Here is a 15,582-nt window from a genome sequence, read left to right on the forward strand (position 1 = left end):
CTCAGTGCCTCCCGTAACCGGGGATGCGCATGGCATGCTCCCATTTGTGCATGCCCATGACGAGGATGCCCACCAGCACGACATAGACCACGAACATGAGCACCATGCTGGCATTCTGCGCGGTCGAGTAGTCGTTGTAGATGTTGACGAGCTGGTAGAGCAGCTCCGGCACGGCGATGACCATGGCCTGCGTCGTCGTCTTCACCAGATTGACGAGATTGTTGTTGAGCGCCGGCAACGAGACGCGGAAGGCCAGCGGCAGGACCACATAGCGGTAGGTCTGCCCCCGGTTCATGCCAAGCGCCTCCGACACCTCCTTCGTCGCATCCGGCACGGCGTCGATGCCCGCCCGGAAGATCTCCACATTGAATGCGCCCGCGAAGAAGGACAGCGACAGGATCGCCCAGCCGACATTGGAGATGATCGGCACCTCCAGCCAGCCATCGGGCGAATAGGTCGGCGTGAACTGGCCGAGCGCGAAATAGAAGAACAGGAGCTGGACGAGTGGTGGCGTGTTGCGGAAGAACTGGATGTAGCCCTGCACGGCAAGGCGCAGTGGCCTGAACGGCGAGCCCTGCGCCCAGGCGCCGAGCACACCGATCACCACCGACAGGATCACGCAGACCACCGAGAGCTGGATCGTCATCCACAGCCCGGACAGCACCCGCTCGGCCTGCACCGGGTCATAGAAGAAGATGAAGTTCCATTTCGGATGCGTTTCCGCCAGCTCGCGGAAGTAATTCTGGAATGCGTCCAGCATCGGCCCTCGTCTGTCCCCGGAAAGCCGCAAGCCGGGAGCCCCTCATCGGGACTCCCGGCCGACACCTGAAGTCGAGGACCCGGCCTCAGCCGTCCTTGCCGGCAAGCCAGTCCTTGAACCGTTCCTTCTGCTCTTTCAGGAACCGGGTCGGCTGGATGCCCCACTTCTTCTCCAGCTCGATCAGGCGGCCGGAGGCCAGCCAGTTGTATTCCATGCCGGACATGAAGCGGCCGAAGACGCAATCCTTCTCCGCCATCGGAACCGCCAGGCCCCACGGGTTCTCGTCCTCGGACTGGAGCGGCATCTCGTAGTCGGGATACTCGCCGGAGGAGAGGTCCGACATGATGGAGGAATCGTCATAGACCCAGGCAATGCACTTCTTGTCGCGCAGGGCCTGTTTGGCCTCCGAATTGCCCTGGAAGGCAACGATCTCCGCGCCATAGCGCTCCGCGACGATCTTGTTGTAGAACGCGCCCTGCTTGCCGCAGACCGGCTTGCCGCGCAGATCCTCCCAGCTTTCGATGTTCAATGCCTTGGGCGCCATGATGTTGGTACCCGAGGTATAGTAGTTCGGCAGCACGATGCCGACGATCTTGCGGCGGTCGGGACGGTCCGACATGGTCGCGATCATCAGGTCGATCTTGCCCTGCTCGAGGAACTGCATGCGGTTGGAGGACTCCACCGGCACGAGCTCGAGGTCCACGCCCATCGTGTCGGCCACGTCCTTGGCCATGTCGGCTTCCATGCCAATGATCTCGCCCGACGGGTCGCGGAAGCCCCAGGGCTTGTAGTCCGCCTTTACGCCGACCACCAGCGTGCCCCTCTCCATGACCTTCTTCCAGGTCTCGTTGGTGCATTTCTCGGCCATGGCCGCGCTGGCGGCGGTCGCCAGAATCGCTATGGCGGCAATCCCCGTTTTCAGTGCAGTCTTCATCATTTGACGCTTTCCCCTCGAGTTTAGCCTCAAGTCCGGACGCAGCCGGCTTGCCGCCTGACGGCGGTCTGAAGCCTTCCAGCGAACGTCCCGTGATCCCCTCGCATCCTGCCAGGCTGAATGCGGCCTCCATGCGATGCGAAATAGCTTCGATTGTCAATATAGCTTCACCCGCTCGAGCCTCTGCCCCACAGATCAGAAGGTCAGGGGCGCGTTGTCGACGACCTCCTTCATGACGAAGAAGGTCCGGGTCTGGCGTACGCCCGGCAGCGCGATCAGCGTGTCGCCGTGAAGCCGGTTGAAATCGGCCATGTCGCGCACGCGAATCTTCAGGAAATAGTCGAAATCGCCGGCCACCACATGACAGTCGAGCACGACGGGCACAGCCCTGATCGCCTCCTCGAAGGCCGCGAAGCTCTCCGGCGTGGAGCGGTCGAGCACCACGCCGACGAAAACGAGCGCGCCGCGCTCCACCCGCTCCGGCGCGATCTGAGCGCGCACCGCATCGATATAGCCCTCCGCAAAAAGCCGCTGGATTCGGCGGTGGCAGGTCGCCGGGCTCATATTCACCCGCTTGGCGATCTCCGCATTGCCGAGTCGCCCATCCGCCTGCAGCAGCCTCAGGATCCTGAGATCGATCCGGTCGAGCCCATCGTCCTTGATCGATTCTTTCATAATGATGCCTAAAAATGAGAGACAGAAGAATATTTAACGCCATTCATATCCAGATGAAATCAGTTTGTCGCCCCATTTCGAAAGCACCGATCATGCCGCTTTTGCTAGGCTCACGGGCAGACCAATCCATTGCGGAGGCCCGACTGCCATGCTGGAGAACTTCGAACGCTATCCCCTCACCTTCGGTCCGACGCCGATCGAGAAGCTGGACCGCCTGTCGGCCCATCTCGGCGGCGGCGTGGAGATCTTCGCCAAGCGCGAGGACTGCAACTCCGGCCTCGCCTTCGGCGGCAACAAGCTGCGCAAGCTCGAATATATCGTGCCGGACGCCATTGCGAGCGGGGCCGACACGCTGGTGTCCATCGGCGGCGTCCAGTCGAACCACACGCGCATGGTGGCCGCCACGGCGGCAAAGATCGGCATGAAGTGCCGGCTGGTCCAGGAGAGCTGGGTGCCTCATGACGATGCCGTCTACGATCGCGTCGGCAATATCCTACTCTCCCGCGTCATGGGGGCGGAGGTCGAGCTCGTCGACGAGGGCTTCGACATCGGCATCCGGGAGAGCTGGGAAAACGCACTGGAGGACGTGAAGGCCAGGGGCGGCAAGCCCTATCCGATTCCCGCCGGCGCCTCGGTCCACAAATATGGCGGCCTCGGCTATGTCGGCTTCGCAGAAGAGGTGCGCGCGCAGGAGGAGACGCTCGGCCTGACCTTCGACTATATCGTGGTCTGCACGGTCACGGGCTCCACCCATGCCGGCATGGTGGCGGGCTTCGCCGCCGACGGGCGTGCCGAGCGCGTCATCGGCATCGACGCCTCCGCCACCCCGGACCAGACGCGCGCGCAGGTACTCGATATCGCCCGCAACACCTCCGCCCTCGTCGGCGGCCGCGAGATCGGCGACGGCGACATCGTGCTGATCGAGGACTATGCCTATCCCTGCTATGGCGTGCCGTCGAAGGAAACGGTGGAGGCCATCCGCCTGAGCGCCCGGCTCGAAGGCATGATGACGGACCCGGTCTATGAGGGGAAATCCATGCAGGGCCTGATCGATCTCGTCTCGAAGGGCTTCTTCCCCGCCGGCTCCAGGGTGCTCTACGCCCATCTCGGCGGCGTCCCGGCGATCAACGGCTACAGCTATACCTTCCGCAACGGGTAAGCCCCCACAGGCTCCGGCCGGTGCCGCCTCCGACCCCCGACGGCGAGGCGGCACCGGTCTCGGAACCGTTCCCCCGGCAGTCTCTTCGCACTTGCGAATGAGAATGCCTCTCATATTCATATCCAATTGATTTTATTGACTTTTAAGACGCCATCCCCTATCTGGAAGCCACACGGGGAGTAGCGACCGTTCTCCCGGACCGGTTCCCGCTTTCAGGGACAGGTCCATACGGGATCGCATCAACATGCTCGCGACATATTGCGTGGTGCGATCGGCCGGATCCGAACCGGCTTTGCGAGACCGTGATGACCGCATCGCGCACTCCGCAATGCGGCCATCGACCCGGTTGAACGCAAGACGCGAGCAGAGGCCTTCCCATGTCCCCGATTGCCATAACGATGATCGCCTTCGGCATGTCGATCGACGCCTTCCTCGCCTCGCTCGGGCGCGGCGCGGGGCTTCACAGGCCGCGCGTTTCCGACGCCATGAGGACCGGCCTCGTCTTCGGCCTCGTCGAAACGGCCATCGCGCTTGCTGGCTGGTGCGCGGGCGTCGTGGCGAGCCCCTATGTGGGCACCGTCGATCACTGGATCGCCTTCGGACTTCTGGGTCTCGTCGGCGGGCGCATGATCTATCACGCGGTGCGGCCCGCCTCGCCCTGGACCGCCGCCCGGCGGCACGGCTCCGCGCTGGTCCTGGTCGCGACCGCGGTCGGCACGAGCATCGACGCGCTGGCGGTCGGCGTGTCGCTCGCCATACTGGACGTCAACATGCTGGTCATCGCCGCCGCCATCGGGGCCGCGACCTTCGTCATGGCGACCGGCGGCATGCTGGCCGGACGGCTGATCGGCCGGCAGTTCGGGAGCTGGGCGGAGATCGCCGGCGGCGTCGGCCTGATGGTGCTCGGCCTGTCGATCCTCGCCGACCACACCGTCTTCTAGCGCGTTTTCCGATCAGGTTGCACCGGCCCGCTCCCCCACCCGGTCACCCATGAGATGATGATCCGTGGGGGCCGGGTGGGGGAGCGGGCCGGTGCCGCAACAATCAGACAGGAAAACGCTCTAGCGCACGCCTCTCCGATGCTCACGCGGCGCCGCGCCGCGTGAAGGCGAGCCACAGGCCGCCGCCGATGAGCATGAGCCCGCTGGCCCTGGAGACGAGCCTAAGCCGGGTCTGCGACAGGAGGCTGCGCACCCTGCCCGTCAGCACCGCATAGGAGCCGTCCAGCACGGTGGCGATGGACATGAAGATCGCGCCCAGAATGACGAGCTGGAGCGCGTAATCGCCGGCCGGATCGATGAATTGCGGCAGGAACGCCCCATAGAAGAGCAAGGCCTTCGGGTTGCTGAGAATGACCAGCAGCCCCTGGAGCACGAACCCGCCGCGCGGCACGGGCAGCCTGGCGGAGCCGGCAATGGCGGGCCTGGAGGCCAGCATCTTCAGACCGAGCCAGACGAGATAGGCCGCGCCCGCGAGCCTGATCCAGTCGAACCAGTGGCCCATGATTTCCATGACCGAGGCGAGGCCGACGATCATCACACCCAGCATGAGCGCGAGCCCGATCTGCGTGCCGAGCACGTTGAGCAGCCCCGCCCGCGTGCCGTGGCCGACCGAATTGGCGATGATGACGGTGACCGTCGGGCCCGGAACGACGATGATCAGCGCCGAGGCGAGCGCAAAAGTGAGATAGACGTCGAGCGACATGGGGTCCGGTCCTCCCGTTTCATGGAACGCCCATTAATCCCTCGACGGGCGCCACATGCAAGAGAGGGACAGGGAGCGGTCCCTTCCCGGCAGCCCCATGTCCCCCGGCCGGTCCCTGAAAGCGGGCATGACGGCTGCGAAGGAACCGACTCGCGGCTCAGGCCTCCGGAGCCCCCGCACCGCCCTCGTCGTCCGGCGCATCGCCATCGGGGCCCTCGCCCTCCGGCGCGTCGGGTTCGTCGCCCTCCTCCTCGTCGCCGAGCTCGTCCTCGCCGAGATGGGCGACGGAGACCACATGCTCGCCGTCCGCGGTGTTGAAGATGGTGACGCCCTGCGTGGCGCGGCCAGCGACGCGGATATCGTGCACCGGACAGCGGATGAGCTGTCCGCCATTGGTGACCAGCATGATCTGGTCGGCATCCTCGACCGGGAACGACGCCACGAGGTGGCCGTTCCGCCTGTTGGCGACCATGGCGATGATGCCCTTGCCGCCGCGCCCCGTCACCCGGTACTCGAAGGCGGAGGTGCGCTTGCCATAGCCGTTCTCGGAGACGGTGAGCACGAACTGCTCCTCCGCCGACAGCGCCGCATAGCGCTCCTGCGACAGGGAGATCTCCTCGCCGGCGTCGTCGTCGTCGGCCTGCGGCTCGGCCTCCGCCGGCAGCTCCGCCTCCTCGCCCCGCATGGCGCGGCGCAGCTTCAGATAGGCCCGCGCCTCCGCCGGCGTGACGTCCACATGGCGCAGCACGCTCATGGAGATGACCGTGTCCTCGCCGAGCTCCTTGTCCTCGCCCAGACGGATCCCGCGCACGCCGATCGAATTGCGCCCGGCGAAGACGCGCACATCCTCCACCTTGAACCGGATGCAGCGCCCGTTCGCCGTGGTCAGCAGGATGTCGTCGGCGGGCGTGCAGATGCGCACGCCCACGATCGCGTCGCCCTCGTCGAGCTTCATCGCGATCTTGCCGTTGCGGTTGATATTGATGAAGTCGGCGAGCTTGTTGCGCCTGACCGTGCCGGAGCGGGTGGCGAACATGAGCTGCAGCGCCTCCCAGCTCTCCTGGTCCTCCGGCATGGGCAGGATGGTGGTGATGACCTCGCCCGCATCGAGCGGCAGGAGGTTCACCAGCGCCTTGCCCCTCGCCTGCGGCGTGCCGACGGGCAGTCGCCAGGCCTTCATGCGGTAGACCATGCCGGTGGAGGAGAAGAACAGGACGGGCGTGTGCGTGGAGGCCACGAAGAGCTGCGAGACGAAATCCTCGTCCCGCGTCTGCATGCCCGAGCGACCCTTGCCGCCGCGCCGCTGGGCGCGATAGGTGGAGAGCGGGACCCGCTTGATGTAGCCCTTGTGGGAGACGGTGACGACCATCTCCTCGCGCTGGATGAGGTCCTCCTCGTCGACCTCGTAGCCCAGATCGACGATCTCGGTGCGCCGCGGCTCGCCATATTCGGCCTTCACCTCCTCCAGCTCCTCGCGGACGATGGAGAGAAGCCGCGCGCGCGAGCGCAGGATGTCGAGATAGTCGGCGATCTTCTCGCCGAGCCCGGTGAGCTCGTCGCCGATCTCGTCGCGCCCGAGCGCGGTCAGGCGCTGCAGGCGCAGGTCCAGAATGGCGCGCGCCTGCTCCTCCGACAGGCGGCAGGTGCCGGCCTCCGAAACCTGGTGGCGCGGATCGTCGATGAGCCTCACCAGCGGGATCATGTCGCGCGCCGGCCAGTCGCGCGCCATCAGTTCCGCGCGCGCCGTCGCCGGGTCCGGCGCGGTGCGGATGAGGCGGATCACCTCGTCGATATTGGCGACCGCGATGGCGAGGCCGACCAGCACATGGGCCCGGTCGCGCGCCTTGTTCAGGAGATATTTGGTGCGCCGTGTGACCACCTCCTCGCGGAACGCCACGAAGGCGCGCAGGAGGTCCATGAGCGTCATCAGCTCCGGCCGCCCGCCGGTCAGCGCGACCATGTTGCAGCCGAAGCTCGTCTGCAGCGCGGAGAAGCGGTAGAGCTGGTTCAGCACGACATCGGCCATGGCGTCGCGCTTCAGCTCGATGACGACGCGCATGCCCTGGCGGTCGGACTCGTCGCGGATATCGGAGATGCCCTCGATCTTCTTGTCGCGGACCATCTCCGCGATCTTCTCGATCATGGTCGCCTTGTTGACCTGATACGGGATCTCCGTGACGACGAGCGCCTCGCGGTCCTTGCGCACCGCCTCCGTCGTCACGCGGGCGCGCATCATCACCGAGCCGCGGCCCGTATGGTAGGCCGACCTGACGCCCGCGCGGCCGAGAATGAGCCCGCCGGTCGGGAAGTCCGGCCCCGGCACGATCTCCATGATCTCCTCGGCCGGGGTATCGGGCCGCTCGATCAGCGCGACGCAGGCGTCGATCACCTCCGCCAGATTGTGCGGCGGGATGTTCGTCGCCATGCCGACGGCGATGCCGCCCGCCCCGTTGACGAGAAGGTTCGGGAAGCGCGCCGGCAGGACGACCGGCTCGTGCTCGGAATTGTCGTAATTGTCCTGGAAGTCGACGGTGTCCTTGTCGAGATCCTCCAAGAGCGAATGGGCCGGCTTAGCCAGCCGCACCTCGGTGTAGCGCATGGCCGCCGGCGGGTCGCCGTCCACCGACCCGAAATTGCCCTGCCCGTCGACCAGCGGCAGGCGCATGGAGAAGTCCTGCGCCATGCGCACCAGCGCGTCATAGACCGCCTGGTCGCTGTGGGGGTGGTATTTACCGATCACGTCGCCGACGACGCGCGACGACTTGCGGTGCGCCTTGTTCCACTCATAGCCCTGTTCGTGCATGGAGAACAGGATGCGGCGATGGACGGGCTTCAGCCCGTCGCGCACATCGGGAAGCGCCCGGCTCACGATCACGCTCATGGCGTAATCGAGATAGGACCGCCTCATCTCCTCCTCGATGGCGACTCCCCTGATGTCCCCGTCACCAGGCTGTCCGCCACCGATGTCGCGACCGGTATCTGTCACGCTCTTGAAACCTTTCTAGCCGTTTCTGAGGAAACTCGCCGAAGCGTTTGAGAAAACACCTCATTGACCGCTCCGGAGCCAACCCTCCGGGCCACGCGTCCGAGCAAAACCTTGCGCTGGGATTAAGTCCTTGATTCGACGCGTTCTCATTCTATCAGCCGGGGGTATGGGAGGCAAACGGTGGCGGAGGACAGAACAATCAATTTTGGCAGTGTACCTTGCTCACACGACCAACATCCTATAGAAACTATTTTCATCCCCAATTCTTCTTAGTGCATCAAACATATGCTCCCCAAATTTATGGGAATCTCGTGCATACTCTCGAACTGTGCTCTTGTCAGAAAATTTTTGCACCATATCCTCTTCATTCGAATTAGTTCTCTCCAAAAATTTCCCATACTCAGACAGCAGAATTTTTACAGAATCATGCGCCACACTCAGATCACCCTGTTCGAGCAGCCACTCAAGTCTCTCTGTGGGCGTCTTTTTACTCATCGCAACAGCGCACGAAGGAGATACAGTGCCACATTGCCGGTGCCTCGCCAAAAGATAAAGAAGAGCTGAATAGCACGTCAGCATCCTACTATACTGTAGTTTATAATGTTTTATTTTTCTTTTTATTTTCATTTCCTCCGGCTGCTTTTCTGTGTTTGCTTCATAGTTTACACAAAATGTTCTCTATAATCTTAAAATATCATTCGATAGATATGCTGGTTTAAAATCATCTTTGTGGTCCTCATAGTCGCCCCAATACGCCGCAACAACACTGTCTATTACACCTTCATATAATACACTACCTAGCAAAGGGCGACTTTCCAATAAAAGCAATAATCTCGCCGTAAACGTATTGAGGGCATCGTCTTGTGGTCGACCGAGCGTTTTTATGAGATTATCTACCGAATAATGAATTAAATATCGACCATCCCCATCGAAATCCGGAATTTTTAATTCTCTAATTGCCTGAATAAGATCTGCCTTAACACAAATTTCATCCAGCCTGCTTAGCAAGCTTTCCCCGCCCCTTCCATTTTCATCTACTCTCGTCTTTCCAACTATAAACAAGTCGAGATCGCTAAAATCATTTGCCTCACATCGCCCAAATGAACCAGTTGCATAGACGCACGCCTTACCTTCAAGAATACGCTCTGCTTCAGCTAATTTCCCCCGAAGACCGGTCATCCGACGACGGGTTTTTGAACGACGAGCCCTGAGTTCCTTCATTACCCCCCTCCCACTCAAAGATGTTGGCGAAAATCTCTGCCTGTGCTATCGCGTCATCGACCGCATGATGGGTATGCTTATGATTTGAAATCAAAGCAGGCGGCAAGCGTGATCGTCCCGCTTTCGAGATTGGTATTCCAGCCTTAACAGCCAGAGCCGTTTTAATATCAAAACAACGCGAATACTCAAATGGCGACCCATCATCACAAAATTTTATAAAATACCAATAAATCCATGTCCAATCAAAACTGAGAGGATACGCAACCAGAACTGGATTAGCATGACCGCTGACATGCTTAATCCAGTTCGACGCTTCGTTCATGACGATATCAGGATGCCCACCTGCCCCGGAGAGATAGACTCTATCAAGTCCGTTCACACGAAGAGCCTCCTCCTGAAAATCATTCGATATCGGCCTCATTTCCCGATAGAATATTTCGGTATACTCCTTCGGCCTCACAAACCGTTTCCCATCGAACGATCCGGCATACACAAGAGCAAAAGACAACATTGAAAACGGTCCGGGGATAGGGCCGTCCGTTTCCACATCCGCTGAAAAATATGCATCCACTCTGCTATCCACATCGTGATCACGGTAGTCACACTGAGCAGGAAGAGAGGCGAGTTGATCTCCAGACTTTTGTTTGACACAGGTCATTTTGATAGCCTCTCTCACTGCCTTAATTCTGTCAAATGTGCAGGTCGCATCCGCGAAGGTAGGCTCCCCTCGTTGGCGGTAGGCTTCCATACACGATTCCAAGAAGCTTGTGGTTGTTTCAGCGTCAGAATATCTGCGCTTATGTAACGCAGTCCACCCTACTCTCCCACCTCGACCGTTTCCCCGCCCTCGCCGTGCACGCTGTCGTGCGCCCGCACCGTCACGCGCTCCACGCCCGCGGGGATCTCCACGCCGGAGAGGCTGCGGGTGAAGGGTTGTTCGTCGACATGGGGGTGGTAGAGGGTGCGCGAGGCGATGACTGTGCCGTCCGGGGCGACGATGTCCCAGCGGTCGGCATAGTGGTCTGAGCCCTCGTCGGCGTGGCGCACGGTGACCTCGAAGCGCCAGGTGCCATCGGAATTGCGGGTGGCTTCTGCCGCAACGACGTCGGCCTCGCCGGCGGCTGCCGGCGTGGCGACGGCCGCGACGCTCGCGAGGGCTGCTATGAGGGCGGCGATCTGAGGGGCGTTTCGCATTTTCGGGTCTTGTGGCCTCGCGCGATCTCGGGGAAGCTTGGCGCCGTCACCATCGGGGCTCGATCGCTCCCTGCCTATCAGCGATCGAGGGCGGCCGGCAAATCACACGAGCGAGAGCATGGCATCACACGGGTCGAAGAAGGTCATCTATGCGGCACTGGCCGGCAATGCGCTGATCGCCGTCACCAAGTTCGGGGCATCCGCCTATACGGGCTCGTCGGCCATGCTGTCGGAGGCGATCCATTCGGTCGTCGACACGGGCAACCAGGTGCTGCTGCTCCACGGCCTCAGGCGCTCGGCGCGCCAGCCGGATGCCGCCCATCCCTTCGGCTACGGGCGCGAGCTCTATTTCTGGGCCTTCGTGGTGGCGATCCTCATCTTCGCGGTGGGCTCGGGGATTTCGCTCTATGAGGGCGTGCAGAAGATCATCGCACCGCATCCCGTCACCGATCCGGTCGTCAACTACATCGTGCTCGGCCTTGCCATGGTGTTCGAGGCGGCGGCCTGCTCGGTGGCGGTGAAGGAATTCAATCAGGTGCGCGGCGACACGCCGCCGCTGAAGGCGGTCCGGGCGAGCAAGAACCCGGCGGTCTTCACCGTATTGTTCGAGGATTTCGCGGCGCTGTTCGGCCTCGTCGTGGCACTTGTCGGCCTGCTTCTCGCGGAATATTTCCACTGGCCGTGGATGGACGGCGTCGCCTCCATCGGCATCGGCATCATCCTGGCACTCACCGCGATCTTCCTCGCCTACGAGACCAAGGCGCTGCTGATCGGCGAGGCGGCCGGCAAGCCCGTCATCGACGGCATCCGCGCCATTGTCGGCGAGGCCGGGCCCACGGTGCTCACCGTCAACGAGCTGCGCACCATGCATATGGGCCCGGACGATATCCTGGTGGGGCTGAGCCTCGATTTCCGCGACGACCTGCCCGCCGGCGCGGTGGAGGACACGATCTACCGCATCGAGCGCGCCATCAAGGAGCGCTTCCCGGAGATCAAGCGGCTGTTCATCGAGGTTCAGGCGGCCCGCCACCACGTCGCCTCCGTCTGGGAGGGACAATAGCGGCCGGAGTGACTGCGGGACCGCAAGATCGGCGGACCTTCAATCGAGCCCGATCGAAGGTCCGAAGGCCGATCGAATCCGGGGTGCCCTAGAACGGCACCTCGTCGTCGAGCTCCTCGGAGAAGCTGGAGCGGCCGCGCGAGGACTGCTGGTCGAGCGGGCCGGACTGGCCGAAATCGCCGCCGCCGCGCGAGGCGCCCATGCCCTCGTCCGACCCGCCGCCGCGGCCGTCGAGCATGGTCAGCGTGGAATTGAAGCCCTGAAGAACGACCTCGGTCGTATAGCGCTCCTGGCCGGACTGGTCTTCCCATTTCCGGGTCTGGAGCTGGCCTTCCAGATAGATCTTGGAGCCCTTCTTCAGATATTGCTCGGCAATCCGGCAAAGGCCCTCGCTGAAGATCACCACACGATGCCATTCGGTGCGCTCGCGCCGCTCGCCCGAGTTCTTGTCGCGCCAGGTCTCCGACGTGGCCACGCGCAGATTGACGATGGGGCGGCCGTCCTGCGTGTGCCGGACCTCCGGGTCGGCGCCCAGATTGCCGACCAGAATGACCTTGTTGACCGATCCCGCCATCGCGTGCACTCCTCATTCCCGCGGGACGCCCGACACCGGACGCCGCCTGCCTGTCTGACGCTCACCGTAGTCCCTCGCCCCCGCCGCCGCCATGGAGGCGCGGGCCTTTTCCACAAGGCGGGTATCCCGACCTCGCCCGCGTTCCTTGTTTGTTCTTATAGCAGGGCCGAACCGCGCCGGCAAGGCCCCGAAACATTGCCTTTCCGGCGGGGCAACACTACCTTCACCCCTGAGCCTTCGCGCGGCATCGACATTACGCCTCGACAAGCCATTCCGTTCTGGTATTGTTCTCAGTCGTTCCGGGCCGCCCGGACAGGCAGACAGACCATCGATCCCTGAAGCCATTCCAGCCGGGAGTCGGGTTTCCCGATGACGACCGACCACAGCCCACAGCGCGAGCCGCGCAAGATCATTTCCATCCAGGGCGCGCGCGAGCACAATCTGAAGAACGTGTCGCTCGAATTGCCGCGCGACGAGCTGATCGTCTTTACCGGGCTGTCCGGCTCCGGCAAGTCTTCGCTCGCCTTCGACACGATCTATGCAGAAGGCCAGCGGCGCTATGTGGAATCGCTGTCGGCCTATGCCCGCCAGTTCCTGGAGATGATGCAGAAGCCCGATGTCGACCAGATCGACGGGCTGTCGCCGGCGATCTCCATCGAGCAGAAGACCACCTCGCGGAACCCGCGCTCCACGGTCGGCACGGTCACCGAGATCTACGACTATATGCGGCTGCTCTTCGCGCGCGTCGGCATCCCCTACTCGCCCGCGACCGGCCTGCCCATCGAGAGCCAGACGGTGAGCCAGATGGTCGACCGGATCCTCGCGCTCGACGAGGGCACGAGGCTCTATCTCCTCGCGCCCATCGTGCGCGGCCGCAAGGGCGAGTACCGCAAGGAGTTCGCCGACCTCCAGAAGCGCGGCTTCCAGCGCGTGAAGGTCGACGGCGCCTTCCACGAGATCGACGAGGTGCCCGCGCTCGACAAGAAGTTCAAACACGATATCGACGTGGTGGTCGACCGCATCGTGGTCAGGCCCGATATCGGCACGCGGCTCGCCGATTCGCTGGAGACGGCGCTGGAGCTGGCCGAGGGCATCGCGGTGGCCGAGCTCGCCGACGAGGAGGACGAGAAGGGCCGGAAACGGCGCCTGATCTTCTCCGAGCGCTTCGCCTGCCCGGTCTCCGGCTTCACCATCGACGAGATCGAGCCCAGGCTGTTCTCCTTCAACAATCCGTTCGGCGCCTGCCCGCGCTGCGACGGGCTGGGCACGGAGCTGCAATTCGAGGCCGACCTCGTCGTGCCCGACAAGTCGCTCAGCCTGCGCCAGGGCGCGATCCTGCCCTGGGCGAAGACCGGCAACACCTCGCCCTACTACACCCAGACCCTAGAAGCCATCTGCCGGCATTTCGGCGCCTCCATGTCGGCGCCCTGGGACGAACTGCCGGAGGCGATGCGCGAGACCATCCTGTTCGGCTCCGGCTCCGAGGAGATCGCCTTCGTCTACGATGACGGCCTGCGCAGCTACAAGACCACCAAGACCTTCGAGGGCGTGGTGCGCAATATCGAGCGGCGCTGGCGCGAGACGGACTCCTCATGGGTGCGCGAGGAGCTCGCGCGCTACCAGTCCGACCACCCTTGCGAGGCCTGCGGCGGCTACCGTCTCAAGCCCCAGGCGCTGGCGGTCAAGCTCGCCGGCCTTCATATCGGCGAGGTCTCGCAGATGTCGATCCGCACGGCCAATGACTGGTTCCAGGCGCTCGACGCGACGCTGACGGCAAAGCAGCGCGAGATCGCGACGCGCATCCTGAAGGAGATCCGCGAGCGGCTGCGCTTCCTGGTCGATGTCGGCCTCGACTATCTCACCCTGTCGCGCACCTCCGGCACGCTGTCGGGCGGCGAGAGCCAGCGCATCCGGCTCGCAAGCCAGATCGGCTCGGGCCTCACCGGCGTGCTCTACGTTCTCGACGAGCCGTCCATCGGCCTCCACCAGCGCGACAACGAGCGCCTGCTCGACACGCTGAGGCGCCTGCGCGACCTCGGCAACACGGTGATCGTGGTCGAGCACGACGAGGACGCGATCCGCACCGCCGACCATGTGGTCGATATCGGACCCGGCGCCGGCGTCCATGGCGGCGAGATCATCGCGGAGGGCACGCCGGAGGAGATCATGCGCGCGCCCGCGAGCCTCACCGGCCAGTATCTCACGGGCATGATGCAGGTGCCCGTGCCGCGCAAGCGCCGCAAGCCGAAGGCGAAGCGCTCGGTTCGCGTGACCGGCGCGCGCGCCAACAACCTGAAGAGCGTGGAGGCCACCTTCCCCCTCGGCCTGTTCACCTGCGTGACCGGCGTGTCCGGCTCCGGCAAGTCGACGCTCACCATCGACACGCTCTACAAAGCCGCCGCGCGCCGGCTCATGGGCTCGCGCGAGCAGCCCGGCGAGCACGACCGCGTGGAGGGGCTCGAGCATCTCGACAAGATCATCGATATCGACCAGTCGCCCATCGGGCGCACGCCGCGCTCCAACCCGGCCACCTATACCGGCGCCTTCACGCCGATCCGCGAATGGTATGCCGGCCTTCCGGAGGCGAAGGCGCGCGGCTACGGCCCGGGCCGGTTCTCCTTCAACGTCAAGGGCGGTCGCTGCGAGGCCTGCCAGGGCGACGGCGTGATCAAGATCGAGATGCACTTCCTGCCCGACGTCTATGTCACCTGCGACGAATGCGGCGGCAAGCGCTACAATCGCGAGACGCTGGACATCCGCTTCAAGGACAAGTCCATCGCCGACGTGCTGGAGATGACGGTCACGGAGGGCAAGGAGTTCTTCAAGGCCGTGCCGCAGGTGCGCGACAAGCTGGTGACGCTCGACCGCGTCGGGCTCGGCTACATCAAGATCGGCCAGCAGGCGACCACGCTGTCGGGCGGCGAGGCCCAGCGCGTGAAGCTCTCCAAGGAACTGTCGAAGCGCGCCACGGGCCGCACGCTCTACATTCTCGACGAGCCGACGACGGGCCTCCATTTCCACGACGTCGCCAAGCTTCTGGAGGTGTTGCATCACCTCGTGGACCAGGGCAACTCCGTGGTCGTGATCGAGCATAATCTGGAGGTCATCAAGACGGCCGACTGGCTGATCGATCTCGGCCCGGGCGGGGGCGACGGCGGCGGCGAGATCGTGGTCGCCGGAACGCCGGAAACGGTCGCGGCCTGCGAGCGGTCCCATACCGGCGCGTTCCTGAAGCCGATCCTCGAGCGCGCCGGCGCCACCCACGAGGCCGCGGAATAGGCCCTTCGGACCCGTCGCGGATGGCGGGCCGGCGCC

General features: G+C 63.6%; 13 protein-coding genes and 1 riboswitch. Of the genes, 4 read left to right on the forward strand and 9 right to left on the reverse strand.

Annotated features, from left to right (window positions below):
* Position 1 precedes the first annotated feature (1 nt).
* From HW532_RS02295 to HW532_RS02305, 3 genes are all read right to left on the reverse strand, one after another.
* Positions 2-760, reverse strand: coding sequence for an amino acid ABC transporter permease (locus HW532_RS02295; RefSeq protein WP_213162874.1), 759 nt, complete (start codon positions 758-760; stop codon positions 2-4).
* Between the two features lie 85 nt (positions 761-845).
* A complete protein-coding gene (locus tag HW532_RS02300; protein ID WP_213162875.1) occupies positions 846-1,697 on the reverse strand; it encodes a transporter substrate-binding domain-containing protein in 852 nt (283 codons plus the stop codon).
* A 192-nt stretch (positions 1,698-1,889) separates the two neighbouring features.
* Positions 1,890-2,369, reverse strand: a complete 480-nt coding sequence (locus HW532_RS02305; RefSeq protein WP_213162876.1) for an Lrp/AsnC family transcriptional regulator — start codon at positions 2,367-2,369, stop codon at positions 1,890-1,892.
* 148 nt (positions 2,370-2,517) lie between these two features.
* Here HW532_RS02305 and HW532_RS02310 point away from each other — a divergent pair, with 148 nt between their 5' ends.
* Together HW532_RS02310 and HW532_RS02315 are read left to right on the forward strand one after the other, a co-directional pair.
* Positions 2,518-3,528: a 1-aminocyclopropane-1-carboxylate deaminase gene (locus tag HW532_RS02310; RefSeq protein ID WP_213162877.1), complete on the forward strand. Its 1,011-nt coding sequence runs from the start codon at positions 2,518-2,520 to the stop codon at positions 3,526-3,528.
* Positions 3,529-3,696: 168 nt separating this feature from the next.
* Positions 3,697-3,821, forward strand: a riboswitch (yybP-ykoY riboswitch).
* A gap of 84 nt (positions 3,822-3,905) precedes the next feature.
* Positions 3,906-4,469, forward strand: a complete 564-nt coding sequence (locus tag HW532_RS02315) for a manganese efflux pump MntP (protein WP_213162878.1) — start codon at positions 3,906-3,908, stop codon at positions 4,467-4,469.
* Positions 4,470-4,611: 142 nt separating this feature from the next.
* On the opposite strand, the gene HW532_RS02320 is transcribed toward HW532_RS02315, so the two are convergent.
* The 5 genes from HW532_RS02320 to HW532_RS02340 all read right to left on the reverse strand — a co-directional run bounded on the left by HW532_RS02320 (position 4,612) and on the right by HW532_RS02340 (position 10,633).
* The gene (locus HW532_RS02320) at positions 4,612-5,232 is read right to left on the reverse strand and encodes a LysE family translocator (RefSeq protein ID WP_213162879.1); all 621 of its coding nucleotides are present in this window, start codon (positions 5,230-5,232) and stop codon (positions 4,612-4,614) included.
* A 157-nt stretch (positions 5,233-5,389) separates the two neighbouring features.
* A complete protein-coding gene (gyrA, locus tag HW532_RS02325; protein WP_213164387.1) occupies positions 5,390-8,140 on the reverse strand; it encodes a DNA gyrase subunit A in 2,751 nt (916 codons plus the stop codon).
* A 756-nt stretch (positions 8,141-8,896) separates the two neighbouring features.
* Positions 8,897-9,439 carry a nucleotidyltransferase domain-containing protein gene (locus HW532_RS02330; RefSeq protein ID WP_213162880.1) on the reverse strand — a complete coding sequence of 181 codons (543 nt, stop codon included), beginning with the start codon at positions 9,437-9,439 and terminating at the stop codon, positions 8,897-8,899.
* Positions 9,369-10,187: a 3'-5' exonuclease gene (locus HW532_RS02335; protein WP_213162881.1), complete on the reverse strand. Its 819-nt coding sequence runs from the start codon at positions 10,185-10,187 to the stop codon at positions 9,369-9,371. Before HW532_RS02335 ends, HW532_RS02330 begins: the two co-directional genes overlap by 71 nt.
* A gap of 68 nt (positions 10,188-10,255) precedes the next feature.
* The gene (locus tag HW532_RS02340; RefSeq protein ID WP_213162882.1) at positions 10,256-10,633 is read right to left on the reverse strand and encodes a hypothetical protein; all 378 of its coding nucleotides are present in this window, start codon (positions 10,631-10,633) and stop codon (positions 10,256-10,258) included.
* Between the two features lie 118 nt (positions 10,634-10,751).
* Between HW532_RS02340 and HW532_RS02345 the strand changes: the two genes are divergently transcribed.
* Positions 10,752-11,693, forward strand: a complete 942-nt coding sequence (locus HW532_RS02345; RefSeq protein WP_213162883.1) for a cation diffusion facilitator family transporter — start codon at positions 10,752-10,754, stop codon at positions 11,691-11,693.
* Positions 11,694-11,781: 88 nt separating this feature from the next.
* Here the strand turns inward: HW532_RS02345 and HW532_RS02350 are convergent, their stop codons facing one another.
* On the reverse strand, positions 11,782-12,267 hold the full coding sequence (locus HW532_RS02350) for a single-stranded DNA-binding protein (RefSeq protein ID WP_213162884.1): 486 nt from the start codon (positions 12,265-12,267) through the stop codon (positions 11,782-11,784).
* 369 nt (positions 12,268-12,636) lie between these two features.
* On the opposite strand from HW532_RS02350, the gene uvrA reads away from it, so the two are divergent.
* Complete coding sequence (gene uvrA / locus HW532_RS02355; RefSeq protein WP_213162885.1) at positions 12,637-15,546, forward strand: excinuclease ABC subunit UvrA; 2,910 nt, start codon at positions 12,637-12,639, stop codon at positions 15,544-15,546.
* Positions 15,547-15,582 lie beyond the last annotated feature (36 nt).

It is taken from the genome of Kaustia mangrovi (assembly GCF_015482775.1).
Classification (GTDB): domain Bacteria; phylum Pseudomonadota; class Alphaproteobacteria; order Rhizobiales; family Im1; genus Kaustia; species Kaustia mangrovi.